Raw genomic sequence first — 14,777 nt, 5'->3', positions numbered from 1 at the left:
TGCCGGAGGGGGCCTTCGCGTTGGTGTCCGGCGGGCCCGGGAGGGCCTGCCGGACACCGGGTGGTGCGTCAGTGGGCGCCCGCGGACTGGGTGGCACCCGGGGTGGCGGCACCGGACGGCGTGGCCGCACCGGTGGTGGCCGGGGCGGCCGGGGTGGTGGTGCCGGCGGCCGGGGTGGTCGCGGCGGTGGTGGCGCCCTTGGTGGGCGCGGCGGCCGGGGCCGACGTCGGGCCGAAGCCCTTGTAGAGGCCCTTGTTCGGGCTCACGCCGGCCTGGGCGTCGACCTTCTGGCCGTCCTTGAAGGTGAACGAGGTGGGGACGAAGCCGCCGACCTGGACGCCGACCGAGGCGACCTTGGCGGACGGGTTGCCCTCGCCACCGATCGCCACGGCGCCGCCGGCCGGGACGACGATGGTGGACAGCGGGGCGCCCGCGGCGTCGGAGAACGCGGCGGTGGCACCGTTGCCGACGGTGACGGACTGCAGCTCCGCCGGGGTGTTGCCCGTGTTGGCGATGTTGACGGTCACGTTGGCGGGACCGTTGTGCTCGCCCGAGGACTCGTCCCCGGTGACGACCACGATGTTGTTCAGCCGAAGGTTCGTTCCGAGGGTTGCCGCCGCGTTGTCGGGCTTGACCTGCAGCGTGTCCGGCGTGTTGCCGGCGGCGCAGGACGACAGCGAGGCGATGGCGATGGCGGCGATGGCGGCGATGCTGCCGCGTCGAAGGCTGCGGCTCACGGCGGCGGCTTCTCCTAAGTCAACGTGTCGATAGGTCAGGCCTCAGATTATCGACCTCACTTATGCGCTCCTCACGGGGTGGTCCCCGTGTCGCACTCCCGGGGTTCGCGGGGCGGCCGTCCGGCCGCACTTGTGGCGTGTCCGGGTCACCCTCGGGACAAGCTTCGACCAAGATCGAATAACGATGTGGATACGGCCCGATAAACGGTGAAAACCCAAGATCCAATCATGGTTTCCAGGGTGTTGCGCAAGGTTTCGCCGAACGCTGGAACCGCCTCCGACCTGCGGGAAGCCTCCCTCGAACACCGGTCGCAGCACGTCATGGGGGTCCTTGTCAAGCCCCGAGACCGGCCCTGACCTGCGAAAACGCCCTTCGGGTGCGCTGAAAAGCGTGTTATTCTGGAAAGCCACGGAAGGGGTCCTGTCACATGACGTTCAAGGTTGGCGACACGGTGGTCTACCCCCATCACGGGGCCGCGCTGATCGAGGCCATCGAAATTCGCCAGATCAAAGGTGTGGACAAGACCTACCTGGTGCTCAAGGTGCAGCAGGGAGACCTGACGCTCCGCGTGCCCGCTGAGAACGCGGAGTTCGTCGGCGTGCGCGATGTAGTCGGCCAGGAGGGTCTGGACCGGGTCTTCGAGGTGCTGCGCGCACCGTACACCGAAGAGCCGACCAACTGGTCCCGTCGCTACAAGGCGAACCTGGAGAAGCTCGCCTCTGGCGACGTTATCAAGGTCGCCGAGGTTGTGCGCGACCTCTGGCGTCGTGAGCGCGAGCGCGGCCTCTCGGCCGGCGAGAAGCGGATGCTCGCGAAGGCGCGCCAGATCCTCGTCAGCGAGCTCGCGCTGGCGGAGAACACCAACGAGGACAAGGCGGAGACGCTGCTCGACGAGGTGCTGGCCTCGTAGCGCAGTCGGGCTGCCGCCCACCGCTCACAGCGCCCGGTGTCGGCGCGCCGCTCCCAGGACCAAGCGTCCCGGGGTGGTGCAGTGGCACTTCGGGCGCTGAGGCGTGTCCGGACGACGCCCCCGCCCCGAGCCGGTCCAGGCCCGGCAAGACCGTTTTCCGTCCTGCAAGACCGATTCTGCGGGATTGTGCGGCGGACGGTTGGACCGTAATTCTTCGGAAGGGGCCCGTAGCGCCCGCCGGGCACGCCAAGGCCATACCCACTTCTCCGAAGGAGTGAAACCTGAACGCCTCAGCAGCAGTCGCAGCAGCAGTGGTGCCCGCCGCCGGACGCGGTGAGCGGCTGGGGCCCGGTGCCCCGAAGGCCCTGCGGGAACTGGGCGGCGTGCCGCTCCTGGTGCACGCCGTGCGGGCGCTGGCCCGCAGTCGGGCAGTCGGCCTGGTCGTGGTCGCCGCGCCCGCCGACGGGGTGGCCGAGGTGGTCGCCCTGCTGGACAGCCACGGGCTGGACGGCAAGGACATCCGGGTGGTCGCCGGTGGCGCCACCCGCCAGGAATCGGTCCGGCTCGGCCTGGCCGCGATCCCGGCCGAGGTGGAGATCGTCCTGGTGCACGACGCGGCCCGCCCGCTCGTCCCGGTCGAGGTGGTGGACGCGGTGGCGGCCGCCGTCCGGGCCGGGGCCGGGGCGGTGGTGCCCGCGGTGCCGCTGGCCGACACGGTGAAGCGGGTCGAGTCGAGCCCGGGCCGCCCCGAGCCGGTGCTCGACACGCCCGACCGGGCCACCCTGCGCGCGGTCCAGACCCCGCAGGGCTTCGACCGGGCCACCCTGGTCGGGGTGCACGCCAAGGCGCTGGCCGAGGAGGCCGCGGGCGCCGACGGCGCGCCGCCGGTCACCGACGACGCGGGCCTGGTGGAGCGCTACGGCGGCCAGGTCGTCGTGGTGCCCGGCCACGAGGAGGCGTTCAAGGTCACCCGTCCACTGGACCTCGTGCTCGCCGAGGCCGTACTCGCCCGCCGGAGGGCCGCCGATGCCTACTGACCCGCTGACGCCCGCCGCCCAGGCCCCGGCCCCCGTGCTGCCGCGCGTGGGCATCGGCACCGACGTGCACGCCTTCGAGGCCGGCCGCCCGCTCTGGGTGGCCGGACTGGAGTGGCCGGACGCCGGGGTCGGGCTCTCCGGGCACTCGGACGCCGACGTCGCCGCGCACGCGGCCTGCGACGCGCTGTTCTCGGCCGCTGGGATCGGCGACCTGGGCGCGCACTTCGGCACCGACCGGCCGGAGTGGGCCGGCGCCTCCGGGGTGAAGCTGCTCGGTGAGGCGGCCCGGCTGGTGCGCGCCGAGGGCTTCGAGATCGGCAACATCGCGGTCCAGGTGGTCGGCGTCCGGCCGAAGATCGGCAAGCGGCGGGCCGAGGCGCAGGCCGCGCTGTCGGCCGCGGCCGGTGCGCCGGTGTCGGTGTCCGGCACCACAACGGACGGCCTGGGCCTGACCGGTCGGGCCGAGGGGCTGGCCGCGATCGCCACGGCCCTGGTGTACGAACGGCGTTGAGCCGGGCGCGGTCAGCAGGGCCGGAATAGGCGGGTCCTGACGAGTGTTCACCCGGCGTGGCGGTGGATCGGTCGGTAGTGTGCGGTTCCGGGCCCGGGCGGGGCTTCCCCTCGGGCCGTACCGCCGACGATGAGAAGAGGTTCTCGATGGGCGTCGAACTCTCTGGCCCCGCCAAGGAATTGCTCGACCGCAAGAGTTTCGCCGTGGTGTCCACGATCCAGCCCGACGGCAGCCCCCAGTCCTCGGTCGTCTGGGTCACGCGGGACGGCGACGACATCCTGTTCTCCACCGTCCAGGGCCGCCGCAAGCACCTCAATCTGGTGCGGGACCCGCGCATCTCGCTCGTGGTCAACCCGCCGGAGAACCCGTACGAGTACGTCGAGGTGCGCGGCTCGGCGACGATGACCACCGAGGGCGGCCGGGAGCTGATCAACGAACTGTCCCGCAAGTACCGCGGCGAGGAGTACGGGTTCGACGGCCCGGACGACGTCCGGGTGGTCGTCCGGCTCAGCCCGCGCAAGGTGGTCGGCAACATCTGACCGGCCCGCGCGGCCCGTGGTTCCCCGGGAGTGCGGCATATCATTCCCGGGGAATGTCGCGGGGCACCCCCTCCTGCCCACTACGCTTGACGCTGTGAGCATTCGCCTGTACGACACCAGCACCCGCCAGGTACGCGACTTCGTCCCGCTTGTACCGGGTTGTGTCTCGATCTACCTGTGCGGCGCTACCGTCCAGTCGGCGCCTCATATCGGGCACATCCGGTCCGGTCTCAACTTCGACATCATGCAGCGGTGGTTCGCCTACCGCGGCTACCAGGTCACCTTCGCCCGGAACGTCACCGACATCGACGACAAGGTGATCGCCAAGGAGCGCGAGTTCGGCATCCCGTGGTGGCAGATCGCCTACGAGAACGAGCGGGCGTTCAACGACGGTTACACCGCGCTCGGCTGCCTGCCGCCGACCGTCGAGCCGCGGGCCACCGGGCACATCCCCGAGATGGTCGAGATGATGCGGGGGCTCATCGAGAAGGGCCACGCCTACGCGGCCGACGGCAACGTCTACTTCGACGTGAAGTCGTACCCGGACTACCTCGCGCTCTCCAACCAGAAGCTGGCCGACCTGCGCCAGCCCGAGGGCGAGGGCGAGACCGGCAAGCGGGACCAGCGCGACTTCGCGATGTGGAAGGCCGCCAAGCCGGGCGAGCCGAGCTGGGAGACCCCGTGGGGCCGCGGCCGGCCGGGCTGGCACCTGGAGTGCTCGGCGATGGTCCACAAGTACCTCGGCCCGGCCTTCGACATCCACGGCGGCGGGCTGGACCTGATCTTCCCGCACCACGAGAACGAGATCGCCCAGTCCAAGGCCTACGGCGACGCCTTCGCCAGCTTCTGGGTGCACAACGCCTGGGTCACCATGGCCGGCGAGAAGATGAGCAAGTCGCTGGGCAACTCGGTGCTGGTCTCCGAGATGGTCCAGCGCTGGCGTCCGATCGTGCTCCGCTACTACCTCGGCACCCCGCACTACCGCTCGATGATCGAGTACAGCGAGGACGCCCTGCGCGAGGCCGAGGCCGGGTTCGGCCGGATCGAGGGCTTCATCCAGCGCACCGTCGAGCGCTGCGGGGCGGTCGACGCCGCCCCCGAGGTGCCGCCGGCCTTCGCCGAGGCGATGGACGACGACCTGGGCGTTCCGCAGGCGCTCGCCGTCGTGCACACCGCCGTCCGCCAGGGCAACAGCGCCCTGAACGCGGACGACAAGGAGAACGCGGTGGCGCGTCTGGCCGAGGTCCGTGCGATGCTCGGAGTGCTGGGTCTCGACCCGCTCGCCCCGCAGTGGGCCGGGTCGGAGCGCGGCGAGCCTGGGACAATGAAGAGCATGCACGGTGTGGTCGACTCGCTGGTCCGCCTGGTCCTGGACCAGCGGCAGGCGGCGCGTCAGCGCAAGGACTTCGCCACCGCGGACGCCATCCGCGACCAGCTCGGCCTGGCCGGGCTGGTGATCGAGGACACCCCGTCCGGCCCGCGCTGGACGATCAACAGCCAGTAACCCCATCTGACGATCGGGGTGAGGGTGGGCCGTACCGGACCGGTGCGGCCCTCCCGCATGACGTAGCGCATGCAGTCGGCCGCCGCCGGACAGAACGGGGCGGCCGGGCATGCCGGACAGACAGGAAGTACAGCCATGGCCGGCAACAGCCAGCGCAGGAACCGCCGCAACCCCGGGTCGAAGAAGGGCGCGTCTGTCGGTACCGGCGGCCACAGCCGGAAGGGGCTCCAGGGCAAGGGCCCGACCCCGCCCGGAGCGGAGCGCAAGGGCCACCCGAAGCAGCGCGCCGCCAACGCCGCGGTCAAGCGCGAGCGGGACGCCAAGGCCCGCGCCGGCATGCGCCGCGCCGGCGGCGCCGGTCGCGGCGGCCGGGGCGGCGCGGGCAGCGCCGAGCTCGTCTTCGGCCGCAACTCGGTCGTCGAGGCCCTTCAGGGCGGCGTCCCGGCCACCGCGCTGTACGTCCAGCAGTTCGTCGACACCGACGACCGCGTCCGCGAGGCCTTCCAGGCCGCCAACGACCGTGGCATCCCGCTGATGGAGGCCCCGCGCCCGCAGCTGGACCAGATGACCGGCGGGCTCAACCACCAGGGCCTCGTGCTCCAGGTGCCGCCGTACGAGTACGCGCACCCCGACGACCTGCTGGTCGAGGCCTCCGACTCGGGCCAGGACGCGCTGATCATCGCGCTGGACGGCGTCACCGACTCGCGCAACCTCGGCGCCGTGGTCCGCTCCGCCGCCGCCTTCGGCGCGCACGGCGTGGTCATCCCCGAGCGCCGCGCGGCCGGCATGACCGCCGGTGCCTGGAAGACCTCCTCCGGCGCCGCCGCCCGTCTGCCCGTCGCCCGGGCCACCAACCTCACCCGCACCCTGGAGGCCTACCAGAAGGCCGGCCTCATGGTGGTCGGCCTGGCCGCCGACGGCGAGGCCGAGCTGGGCGACCTGGAGCTGCTGACCGGCCCGGTGGTGATCGTCGCGGGCAGCGAGGGCAAGGGTCTGTCCCGGCTGGTCTCGGAGACCTGCGACATGCGGGTGCGGATCCCGATGTCCGGGCTGACCGAGTCGCTGAACGCCGGTGTCGCGGCGGGCATCGTGCTCTACGAGGCCGCGCGGCTGCGCGCCAAGCGCTGAGCACAGTCGGTGTGCGGGGCGCAGGGGAACTTCTGAATTCTCCGCAATCCGAGTGAAAAGCGATCGGGCCCGACCAGGCCCGATCGCTTTTCTCATGATCATTTCAAGTATGCGCCGGACATCCACTCGGGAGAGTGTCCTAAGCGGTGGTCACCCGGTTAGACGGGCGTGGACACCAGAACACCTCGGCGCCCCCTGTTCGGCGGCGGCAGCACCGGGATAGACGCGGGCCCCGGCCTTGACACGGTCAAGGTGCCGTCCGACCCCGCGCGCCTCAGCATCACCCAGGCGAGCTTCCGGCTCCGGCTCGGCGCCCCGGTGGCGCCGCTGATCGAGGCCCCGGCCGGACTGCTGTCCACCGGCGCCGCGTTCGGCGACCCGTACGCCGACCAGGGCCTGATCCGCCGTCCGCTGGTCACCCCGCAGGTCGTGGTGCCCGCCTCCGCCGTCCCGGCGCTCGCGGGGGCCGCCGGGGGCGGTGCGCCGCGCCGCAAGGGCCGGGTCACCGCCGTCACCTGGACCGGGCAGGCGCCCCCCGGGGACCTCGCGGCCACCCAGCTGCTGGACGCCGTCCGGCTCACCGGCTCCGGACCCGACGGCGGCGGCCCGGGCGTGTCGGACACCCGGGTGATCCCGTCCTACTCGGGCGCCCGGACCGTCCCGCGCCAGCCCCGGGAGGGTGCCGGCACCGCCACCGACGCGGGCATCGGCCCGGTCGGCGCACCGCAGGGCTGGACCCCGAGCGGCGAGCTCCCCGAGGTCTCCGCGACGGCCGCCGAGGGCAAGCAGCCCTGGTACCCCGGCCGCCGGGTCGACCTCGGCCTGGTCCTGCTGCCGCTGCGCGCCGTCCTCGGCTCGCTGTCCGTCTACGCCGGGTTCAGCAAGCTCTGCGACCCGGTCTACTTCGACGGCGGCGAGCGCGGCTCGATGATGCGCTGGCTCGCCTCGCTGCACCCCTGGAAGGTCGCCGAACCGCTGCTGGCCTTCGCCATGGCGCACCCGGTCGGTGCCGGCCTGGTGGTGTCGTTCACCCAGGTCGTGGTCGGCGTGCTGACCGTCCTCGGCCTCTGGCAGCGGCTCGCGGCCGGGGCGGCGATGCTCCTCTCCGCCGCGCTGCTGTTCACCGTCAGCTGGCGGGCCGTGCCGGTCTACGACACCCCCGACCTGATCTTCCTGGCGGCCTGGAGCCCGCTGCTGATCGCCGGAGCGCCGTTCGCCTCCCTGGACGGGCGGCTCAACCTGGAGGCCTGGCGGCGCTACGGCGCCGACGCGCCCGCCGCGCTGCGCCGCCGGGTGCTGCGCCGCGGCACGGTGGTCACCACGGTCGTGGTCGGGGCGACCCTGCTGCTCGGCTCGATGTTCGGCGCGGCGGTGCGGACCGGGGCCCGGACGCACCAGGCACCGGCCCGTCCGGCCACCGACTACGGCACGCCGGTCTGGCCCAGCGGCGCCCCGACCGGCACCCCGGGCGGCCAGGGCTCGTCCACCTCGCCCTCGCCCGCCCCGCGCCCGGCCACCCCCACGCCGAGCCCGACCACCCCGCCCTCCTCCGCCCCGGCAACCCGCCCGGGCAGCCCGACGCCGAGCGGCAAGGGGCACTCCACCAAGGCGGAGACCGGGGCCGGCACGACCCCGACCCCCGCCGCGCCGGCCGCCGCCGCGCCGTCGGCCGGTTCCTCGCCCGCCCAGCGCAGCACCCCGGCCCCCGCCGGCTCGGGGGCGGCGTCCAAGCCCAGCCCGAGCTCGGGGGCGAGCCCCGGGCTGCTCGGCGGGGTGCTGGGCAGCGGCCCGCTCGCCGACCTGTCCGGCGGCGCCCGCTCCTCCCACCCGGGGGCGCCCACGTCCACCTGACGGCCCGTGGACGCGATCGGCCGGGTGCTCCTTGGCGGAGCACCCGGCCGATCGTCGTGCGCAGGGGGCTGAGGTGCTGGGGCGCGGGTGCTGGGGCGCGAGGCTGGGGGAGCGGCGGTTACTGCGGTGTGCGGCCGGCCCCGGAGGCGAGCTCCTTGGCCGCCTCGGTGAGGTCCTTCGCGGTGTCGATGGCGCGCCAGTACACGCCCTGCGGCAGCTGGTAGCCCGCCAGCCGCTTGCTGCGCGCCAGCTGCGGGAACGTGGTGCGCTCGTGGTCGCCCACGTCCGGCAGCAGCTCGGCGAACTCCGGGCTGAACACGTACAGCCCGGCGTTGATCAGGAACGGCGAGGGCGGCGCCTCGATGAAGTCCAGCACGTTGCCGAACTGGTCGGTCTCCACCGCCCCCCACGGGATCCGCGGTCGGGCCAGCGCGAGCGTCGCGACGGCGTCCCGCTCGTGGTGGAAGGCGGCCATGTCGCGCAGGCTGAACCGGGTCCAGATGTCGCCGTTGGTGGCGTACCAGGGCTCGTCCGGGCGGGGCAGCGCCTTGGCCGCGTACTTGAGGCCGCCGCCGCGTCCGAGCGGCTCCTCCTCGACCACCGTGCGCACGCGCAGCGGCAGATCCGCCTTGTCGAGCCACTCCTCCAGCACGGCGGCGAGGTGCCCGCAGGAGACCACCACGTCGGTGACGCCCTCGGAGGCCAGCCAGGTCAGCTGGTGGCCGAGGATCGGCGTGCCCGTCCCGGGGATCTCGACCAGCGGCTTCGGGCGGTCGTCCGTGTAGGGCCGCAGCCGGGAGCCCTGGCCGCCGGCCAGGATCACGGCCTGGGTGACGGGCGTCGTGGTCGGCCGGGACGGGTGGGTCGGCGGGGACGCGAGGTCGGCGGTGGGGCCGGAGTCAGCGGTCATGCCTGAAGAATAGGGCGCCCACCGGGGGTGGGAACCCGAGGCCGCGGGCGCCGTCGGCCCGCGGCTGCCGGTGGGCCCGACGGCCTCGTCGGCCCGCGGCCGAGGGGGTCAGCCGGCGATGCCCGCCGCGAACGACCCGTCGCAGACCGGGCGGGCGAAGGACCGGGCCCGCTGGACGTCGCCCTGGTACTTGCGCACCGCCGCCTTGCCCAGCTCTCCGGCGAGCGAGGTGCAGTACGGCGTCAGCGACGGCTGTTCGCGCATCGAGCGCTCCAGCAGGTCCAGCGCGGCGGACGGGTTCTTGGCCCGCAGCTCGTCCAGCAGCACCACCCGCAGAGACTCCTGCGGGGCGAGCCCGTCCGGGGACGTGCCCGCGGTGGCGGTGGCGGAACGCCCGATCCCGGTGCCGTCACCACTGGACGCCGCCACGACCTGCTGGTCGAGGTTGGTCGGCGGGGCCCATGGCACCCGGGTCACGGCGAGGGTGCCGGTGGTCACCAGGACGACCGGCAGGGTCAGGGCGACGGTCTGGCCGATACGGCGTACAAGCTGCTTCACCCTCAGGAGAGTAGCGGTGGGTACGGGCCGGATCGCCCTCCGTGACACCATCGAGTGACACCGTGTCCGGGTTCGTCCCCCCACCGTGTTGACGTGGGGGTGTACGGACGGAGCCCGCCGGACCAGGAATGGTCCGACGGGCTCCGTCGTGCCAGCTTGCCCTGCCGGTCGACCGACCGGCAGGGCGCGCCGTGCTCAGCTGCTCAGACGGGCGCCCGAGCTGGTCGAGAACACGTGGGTCTCGTTGGCGATCGGCACGACGTGGATCGTCTCGCCACGGGCCGGGATCTGCCGGCCGTGCACGCGGACGACCAGCTCCTTGTCCTCGCCGCCGATCTTGGTGGTGCCGTACACGAAGCCGTCGGAGCCGAGCTCCTCGACGACGTTCACCGTCACCGCGACACCCTCGATGCCGCCCGCCGGGACGATCTCGAAGTGCTCCGGGCGGATGCCGACCGTCACCGACTTGTCGGTGCCGGCGCCGGCCAGGTCGTCGCGCGAGACGTTGACCACCGAGCCGCCGAACTTCACGCCGCCGTCCACCAGCGGGACCTCGACCAGGTTCATCGCGGGCGAGCCGATGAAGCCGGCCACGAACAGGTTGGAGGGCCGGTCGTACATGTTGCGCGGGGTGTCGACCTGCTGGAGCACGCCGCCCTTGAGCACCGCGACCCGGTCGCCCATGGTGAGCGCCTCGGTCTGGTCGTGGGTGACGTACACCGTCGTGATGCCCAGGCGGCGCTGGAGGCCGGCGATCTGGGTACGGGTCGAGACGCGCAGCTTCGCGTCCAGGTTCGACAGCGGCTCGTCCATCAGGAAGACCTGCGGCTGGCGCACGATCGCGCGGCCCATCGCGACACGCTGCCGCTGACCACCCGACAGCGCCTTCGGCTTGCGGTCCAGGTACTCCGTCAGGTCGAGGATCTTCGCGGCCTCCTCGACCTTGGTGCGGATCTCCGCCTTGTTCACGCCGGCGATCTTGAGCGCGAAGCCCATGTTCTCGGCGACGGTCATGTGCGGGTACAGCGCGTAGTTCTGGAACACCATGGCGATGTCCCGGTCCTTCGGCGGCAGGTGCGTGACGTCCCGGTCACCGATCCGGATGGAGCCGCTGTTGACGTCCTCCAGGCCGGCCAGCATGCGCAGGCTGGTCGACTTGCCGCAGCCCGAGGGGCCGACCAGCACGAGGAACTCGCCGTCCGCGATCTCCAGGTCCAGCGCGTCCACCGAGGGCTTGTCCGCCCCGGGGTAGACGCGGGTCGCCTGGTCGTACGTGACAGAAGCCATGGTTGTTCTCTCCTTCACCGGCAGGAACGTGCCGGACGATCCGAGTAAAGGGGCGTTCGTTCGCCTCCGTCAGCCCGCCCAGTGGTCTGAACCACCTCACGAACCGACTCCGGGCGACGCTACCTGCGCCTCCGCGGCTTGTCAGCCCCCAGCCCGCCCGATTTCGGCATCGGTTCCATCACGCCCACCCAGCCCGCCAACCCCCGGATATCCCCCCACCCCACCTGCCGGGCCCGGTAGACTGCCCCCGGTGCCGCCGTGATCCCTCGCGGACGGTCACCGTGCCTCCTTAGCTCAGCTGGCCAGAGCACCGCTCTTGTAAAGCGGGGGTCGTCGGTTCGAACCCGACAGGGGGCTCGCAGCACGAAGGGCCAGCTCGCCGGGGATCCGGCGGGGCTGGCCCTTCGTCGTTGCTGCGGTCCTACTTGAGGTTCCCCCGAGGTGCGGAAGGTTGCCGGACATGACCTGATAGGTCGCGAGAAGGGAGCCTCTGCCATGGCTGCACCGATGAAGTACCCGTCCGAGTTGCGTCAGCGAGCCGTTGCCGCATACCGAGCCGCCGACCCGAAACCGGTGATCCGGCAGATGGCCAGGGACCTGGGCGTGCACCACGAGGCCCTGCGCAACTGGATCCGCCAGGACGAGGCCGACCGAGGCGAACGCGACGACCGGCTGACCAGCGCCGAGAAGGAGGAACTCGCCGCTCTGCGCAAGGAGAACGCCGAGTTGCGCCGGTCCTGCGAGATTCTCAAGGCCGCCTCGGCTTTTTCGCCCAGGAGCTCGACCCGACCCGGCGACGGTACTGAAGCTCATCGACGAGCACCAGGACCGCTTCGGGGCCGAGGCCGACCTCCGGGAACTGCACATCCCCGCCTCCACCTACTACCGCTGGCGCCGGGACGTCCACGCGCCCTGCGAGCGCAGGCGCCAGGACACCGAGCTGACCGAGCGGATCCGCCGCGTCCATGCGGACTCGGACGCCACCTACGGCTCCCCGCGCGTCCACGCCGTCCCGCGACGCGAGGGCACCCGCGTCGGCCGCAAACGGGTCGAGCGCCTGATGCGCGAGGCCGGACTCCAGGGCGTCAGCCCGCGCCGGCCCCGCTCCTTCACCCGCAGCGACCCGGCAGCCGACCCCGCCCCGGACCTCGTCCGGCGCGACTTCACCGCGAACGCGGCCAACCGGCTGTGGGTCGCGGACATCTCGCTGGTCCCCACCGGCGAGGGTCCGTGGTGGCTGGCCACGATCCGCGACGCCTTCTCCCGCCGGATCGTGGGCTGGCACACCTCCGAACGCGCCGACGCCGACCGTGCCTGCGGACAGGGCGTGCCCTGCGGGTTCCTCGCTCCCGCGCCCGCAGGAAGGCGGCCGGTCACGTCACGCCCGACGTGATGATCAGCGAGCGTCCCGCCGAGGTCGAGACCCGGGCCGTCGCGGGCCACTGGGAAGGCGATCTGATCATCGGGGCGAACCGGTCCGCCATCGGCACGCTCGTGGAGCGCACGAGCAGGTTCACGATCCTGGTCCACCTGCCGCGAATGGAAGGCTACGGCGTCGAGCCACGGGTGAAGAACGGCCCCGCGCTGGCCGGATACGGCGCCGAGGCGATGCGTAAGGCCCTCACAGTCCAAATGGCAAACATCCCAAAGCAGTTGCGACGATCACTGACTTGGGACCGGGGGAAGGAGCTCGCCCAGCACGCCCAGCTGAAGGCCGACACCGGCATCGCCGTCTACTTCGCCGACCCGCACAGCCCCTGGCAGCGCGGCACGAACGAGAACACGAACGGGCTGCTGCGGCAATACTTCCCGAAGGGCACAGACCTTGCCCGCTGGACCGCTCGCGACCTCGCAGCCATCGCTGGGGCACTCAACACCCGGCCGCGGAAGACACTCGGCTGGAGAACTCCCGCAGAGGCACTCGACGATCAGCTACTCTCGCCCCAAACCAGCGGTGTTGCAACGACCCCTTGAACCCGGTCAGTACACATCCATCAAGCTCACAACCCGCCTGCTCAAGGCCGGAATTGAGGCAAGCATGGGCACGGTCGGCGACTCGTTCGACAACGCCCTGGCGGAGAACTTCTGGAGCGTGCTGAAGACCGAATGCGTGCGCCGCACGGCCTTCGCGACCCGCACGGACGCCGACCTGGCGCTGTTCGCCTACATCGACGGCTGGTACAACACCCAGTGCATCCAGAAGCGTCTCGGCTGGCTCAGCCCCGACGAGTACGAGGCGAACTACTACGCCGACCAGGTGACGGCCGAACCAGTGGTCGACGAACCACCCACACCCGTCCTGACCAGCTAATCAGCACCTCCCACACACCGGGGGAAGCTCAACTCGGGCTGTGCCACGGGCGTGCCAGAAGCGTTCGGCGGATCGTCCTTCCCGAGAGCCTTGCGGGCGGCTTCGCCCATGCGGTCCGCAATGCCACGGTCGCGGTCGTTGCTCCGGTGCTGGTCGCTCGGGGTCGCGCACTACCTGTCGACTCATGTCGCCGAGCTGTACGGCGAGATCGGAAACCAGCCGTTCTCCATGGTCAGCGGCTGCGACTACGAGGCCGGCACCAAGCGCGTGCTCACGAGCCGGGCTCTGACCGGCGTACTCCGCCACGAGGAAGCCTGACATGCTGGTCTCGGTCGCGACGGCCCCGAACCCGGGCCGGACCAACGAGGACTTCGCAATCGACAGCCCCGAGACCGTTGTTCTCCTCGACGGAGCCGGACTCCCCAGCGGCATGGACACCGGCTGCACTCACGGTGTGCCGTGGTTCGTGCGGGCCCTCGGCGCGAGCATCTTCAAGCACGCGACCGAACGGCCGGCGGCGCTGACCGAGTGCCTGGCGGACGCGATCGACTCCACGGCTCGGCTTCACGCAGGGACGTGCGACCTGGGCAACCCGATGACGCCGACGTCCACGGTGGCCATCGTGAGAGTCCGCGGAGATGCCTTCGAGTGGTTGGTTCTGGCGGACTCAACCGTCGTACTCAGCCTGCCCGACAGAATCGATGCGATTGCGGATCACCAGGTGTCGCAGGTCACCGACCGGCAACGAGTCGAAATGGCAGCAGAGTTGAAGAGCCTTGGCGAAGCCGAGCGACGGACGGCTCTGGCTCACGCCCAGAGGCAGCTCATGAACACCGCAGAGGGCTACTGGGTAGCCGCCACCGATCCCGAGACGGCCGAGCAGAGCCTGACCGGGGAGGTCCCGCTGCCAACTGTCCAAGCCGCGGCAGTTCTGACAGACGGCGCAGCCCGAGCCGTTGACGACTTCGCAGTCATGGGTTGGCCCGACCTCATGAGCCAGCTGGAGACAGGTGGCCCACACGGCGTCATCGGCCACACGCGGGAGCTCGAACGCTCAGACCCGCAACGGCGACGCTGGCCCCGCTCGAAGTGCCACGACGATGCCACGGTGGCGTTCATGCAGCGAGAGCCGGAGGGCTTGTTGGGCAAGCGGCGGTAAGTGATCTCCAGGGCGTGAGCGTCAGTGCTGCGAAGGCCCAGGCGGGCGGCGTGTGGGATGGGGATGGGTAGCTGGGGAGTGGGTGTGAGGGGGTGGGGTCAGAAGATGACTGTTACGAGTTTCGCTACTGGTTCAAGGGCGCGCACAGCGCGCCAGCGCGCGGCCCAGCCGCTCGCCGCCGCTCCTGTCTGCGCCCCACGACGGCGGCGGCCGGCCGCGCACGTCGAGCGTGCGGCCGGTGGATGCCGATGGTGAGAGCGCCCGCCGGACGGACAGTGCGGGTCAGGGCATGAGGCTCCGCCGGGCCCTCTCTCGGAGGGGACCGGGGGTAGGC

The 14,777-nt window shown here is 71.8% G+C and carries 15 protein-coding genes, 1 tRNA gene and 2 pseudogenes; 14 read left to right on the top strand and 4 right to left on the bottom strand.

What is annotated here, in order from left to right:
* Window positions 1-68: 68 nt before the first annotated feature.
* Entirely contained in the window at window positions 69-737 is a 669-nt protein-coding gene (locus tag AB0P03_RS29830; protein WP_363631767.1) for a DUF461 domain-containing protein, read from the bottom strand.
* A gap of 428 nt (window positions 738-1,165) precedes the next feature.
* Between AB0P03_RS29830 and AB0P03_RS29825 the strand changes: the two genes are divergently transcribed.
* The 7 genes from AB0P03_RS29825 to AB0P03_RS29795 all read left to right on the top strand — a co-directional run bounded on the left by AB0P03_RS29825 (window position 1,166) and on the right by AB0P03_RS29795 (window position 8,218).
* Window positions 1,166-1,648 (top strand): CarD family transcriptional regulator, encoded by a 483-nt coding sequence (locus AB0P03_RS29825; protein WP_030244332.1) that lies wholly within the window; start codon window positions 1,166-1,168, stop codon window positions 1,646-1,648.
* 281 nt (window positions 1,649-1,929) lie between these two features.
* Complete coding sequence (gene ispD, locus AB0P03_RS29820; RefSeq protein WP_363631814.1) at window positions 1,930-2,685, top strand: 2-C-methyl-D-erythritol 4-phosphate cytidylyltransferase; 756 nt, start codon at window positions 1,930-1,932, stop codon at window positions 2,683-2,685.
* The gene (gene ispF, locus AB0P03_RS29815) at window positions 2,675-3,196 is read left to right on the top strand and encodes a 2-C-methyl-D-erythritol 2,4-cyclodiphosphate synthase (protein WP_363582349.1); all 522 of its coding nucleotides are present in this window, start codon (window positions 2,675-2,677) and stop codon (window positions 3,194-3,196) included. Before ispD ends, ispF begins: the two co-directional genes overlap by 11 nt.
* A gap of 146 nt (window positions 3,197-3,342) precedes the next feature.
* A complete protein-coding gene (locus AB0P03_RS29810) occupies window positions 3,343-3,735 on the top strand; it encodes a PPOX class F420-dependent oxidoreductase (RefSeq protein WP_063348796.1) in 393 nt (130 codons plus the stop codon).
* A gap of 94 nt (window positions 3,736-3,829) precedes the next feature.
* The gene (cysS, locus tag AB0P03_RS29805) at window positions 3,830-5,239 is read left to right on the top strand and encodes a cysteine--tRNA ligase (protein ID WP_363582347.1); all 1,410 of its coding nucleotides are present in this window, start codon (window positions 3,830-3,832) and stop codon (window positions 5,237-5,239) included.
* Window positions 5,240-5,374: 135 nt separating this feature from the next.
* On the top strand, window positions 5,375-6,367 hold the full coding sequence (rlmB, locus tag AB0P03_RS29800; protein ID WP_363582345.1) for a 23S rRNA (guanosine(2251)-2'-O)-methyltransferase RlmB: 993 nt from the start codon (window positions 5,375-5,377) through the stop codon (window positions 6,365-6,367).
* 168 nt (window positions 6,368-6,535) lie between these two features.
* The gene (locus AB0P03_RS29795; RefSeq protein WP_363631766.1) at window positions 6,536-8,218 is read left to right on the top strand and encodes a DoxX family membrane protein; all 1,683 of its coding nucleotides are present in this window, start codon (window positions 6,536-6,538) and stop codon (window positions 8,216-8,218) included.
* 118 nt (window positions 8,219-8,336) lie between these two features.
* Here AB0P03_RS29795 and AB0P03_RS29790 read toward each other — a convergent pair whose 3' ends face one another.
* The 3 genes from AB0P03_RS29790 to ugpC all read right to left on the bottom strand — a co-directional run bounded on the left by AB0P03_RS29790 (window position 8,337) and on the right by ugpC (window position 10,973).
* Complete coding sequence (locus tag AB0P03_RS29790) at window positions 8,337-9,128, bottom strand: nucleotidyltransferase family protein (RefSeq protein WP_363631764.1); 792 nt, start codon at window positions 9,126-9,128, stop codon at window positions 8,337-8,339.
* 108 nt (window positions 9,129-9,236) lie between these two features.
* Complete coding sequence (locus AB0P03_RS29785; RefSeq protein ID WP_363582339.1) at window positions 9,237-9,686, bottom strand: hypothetical protein; 450 nt, start codon at window positions 9,684-9,686, stop codon at window positions 9,237-9,239.
* Window positions 9,687-9,881: 195 nt separating this feature from the next.
* On the bottom strand, window positions 9,882-10,973 hold the full coding sequence (ugpC, locus tag AB0P03_RS29780; protein WP_363582337.1) for a sn-glycerol-3-phosphate ABC transporter ATP-binding protein UgpC: 1,092 nt from the start codon (window positions 10,971-10,973) through the stop codon (window positions 9,882-9,884).
* A 283-nt stretch (window positions 10,974-11,256) separates the two neighbouring features.
* Here ugpC and AB0P03_RS29775 point away from each other — a divergent pair.
* The 7 genes and pseudogenes from AB0P03_RS29775 to AB0P03_RS29745 all read left to right on the top strand — a co-directional run bounded on the left by AB0P03_RS29775 (window position 11,257) and on the right by AB0P03_RS29745 (window position 14,443).
* A tRNA-Thr gene (locus tag AB0P03_RS29775) sits at window positions 11,257-11,330 on the top strand.
* A gap of 138 nt (window positions 11,331-11,468) precedes the next feature.
* A pseudogene (locus AB0P03_RS29770) lies at window positions 11,469-11,696 on the top strand (transposase); the annotation flags it as partial.
* Window positions 11,697-11,775: 79 nt separating this feature from the next.
* Window positions 11,776-12,366, top strand: coding sequence for an IS3 family transposase (locus AB0P03_RS29765; protein WP_363631812.1), 591 nt, complete (start codon window positions 11,776-11,778; stop codon window positions 12,364-12,366).
* A pseudogene (locus AB0P03_RS29760) lies at window positions 12,285-12,947 on the top strand (IS30 family transposase); the annotation flags it as partial. The gene AB0P03_RS29765 and the pseudogene AB0P03_RS29760, both read left to right, overlap by 82 nt.
* Window positions 12,928-13,284: an IS3 family transposase gene (locus tag AB0P03_RS29755; protein ID WP_363631762.1), complete on the top strand. Its 357-nt coding sequence runs from the start codon at window positions 12,928-12,930 to the stop codon at window positions 13,282-13,284. The pseudogene AB0P03_RS29760 and the gene AB0P03_RS29755, both read left to right, overlap by 20 nt.
* A gap of 138 nt (window positions 13,285-13,422) precedes the next feature.
* The gene (locus AB0P03_RS29750) at window positions 13,423-13,602 is read left to right on the top strand and encodes a hypothetical protein (protein ID WP_363631760.1); all 180 of its coding nucleotides are present in this window, start codon (window positions 13,423-13,425) and stop codon (window positions 13,600-13,602) included.
* A 1-nt stretch (window position 13,603) separates the two neighbouring features.
* Complete coding sequence (locus AB0P03_RS29745) at window positions 13,604-14,443, top strand: protein phosphatase 2C domain-containing protein (RefSeq protein WP_363631758.1); 840 nt, start codon at window positions 13,604-13,606, stop codon at window positions 14,441-14,443.
* Window positions 14,444-14,777 lie beyond the last annotated feature (334 nt).

The organism is Kitasatospora sp. NPDC088779, from assembly GCF_040685395.1.
In the GTDB taxonomy this organism is placed as follows: Bacteria; Actinomycetota; Actinomycetes; order Streptomycetales; family Streptomycetaceae; genus Kitasatospora.
Note: the sequence above shows the minus strand (reverse complement) of the source record. Positions and strands in the feature narration are given on the sequence as shown.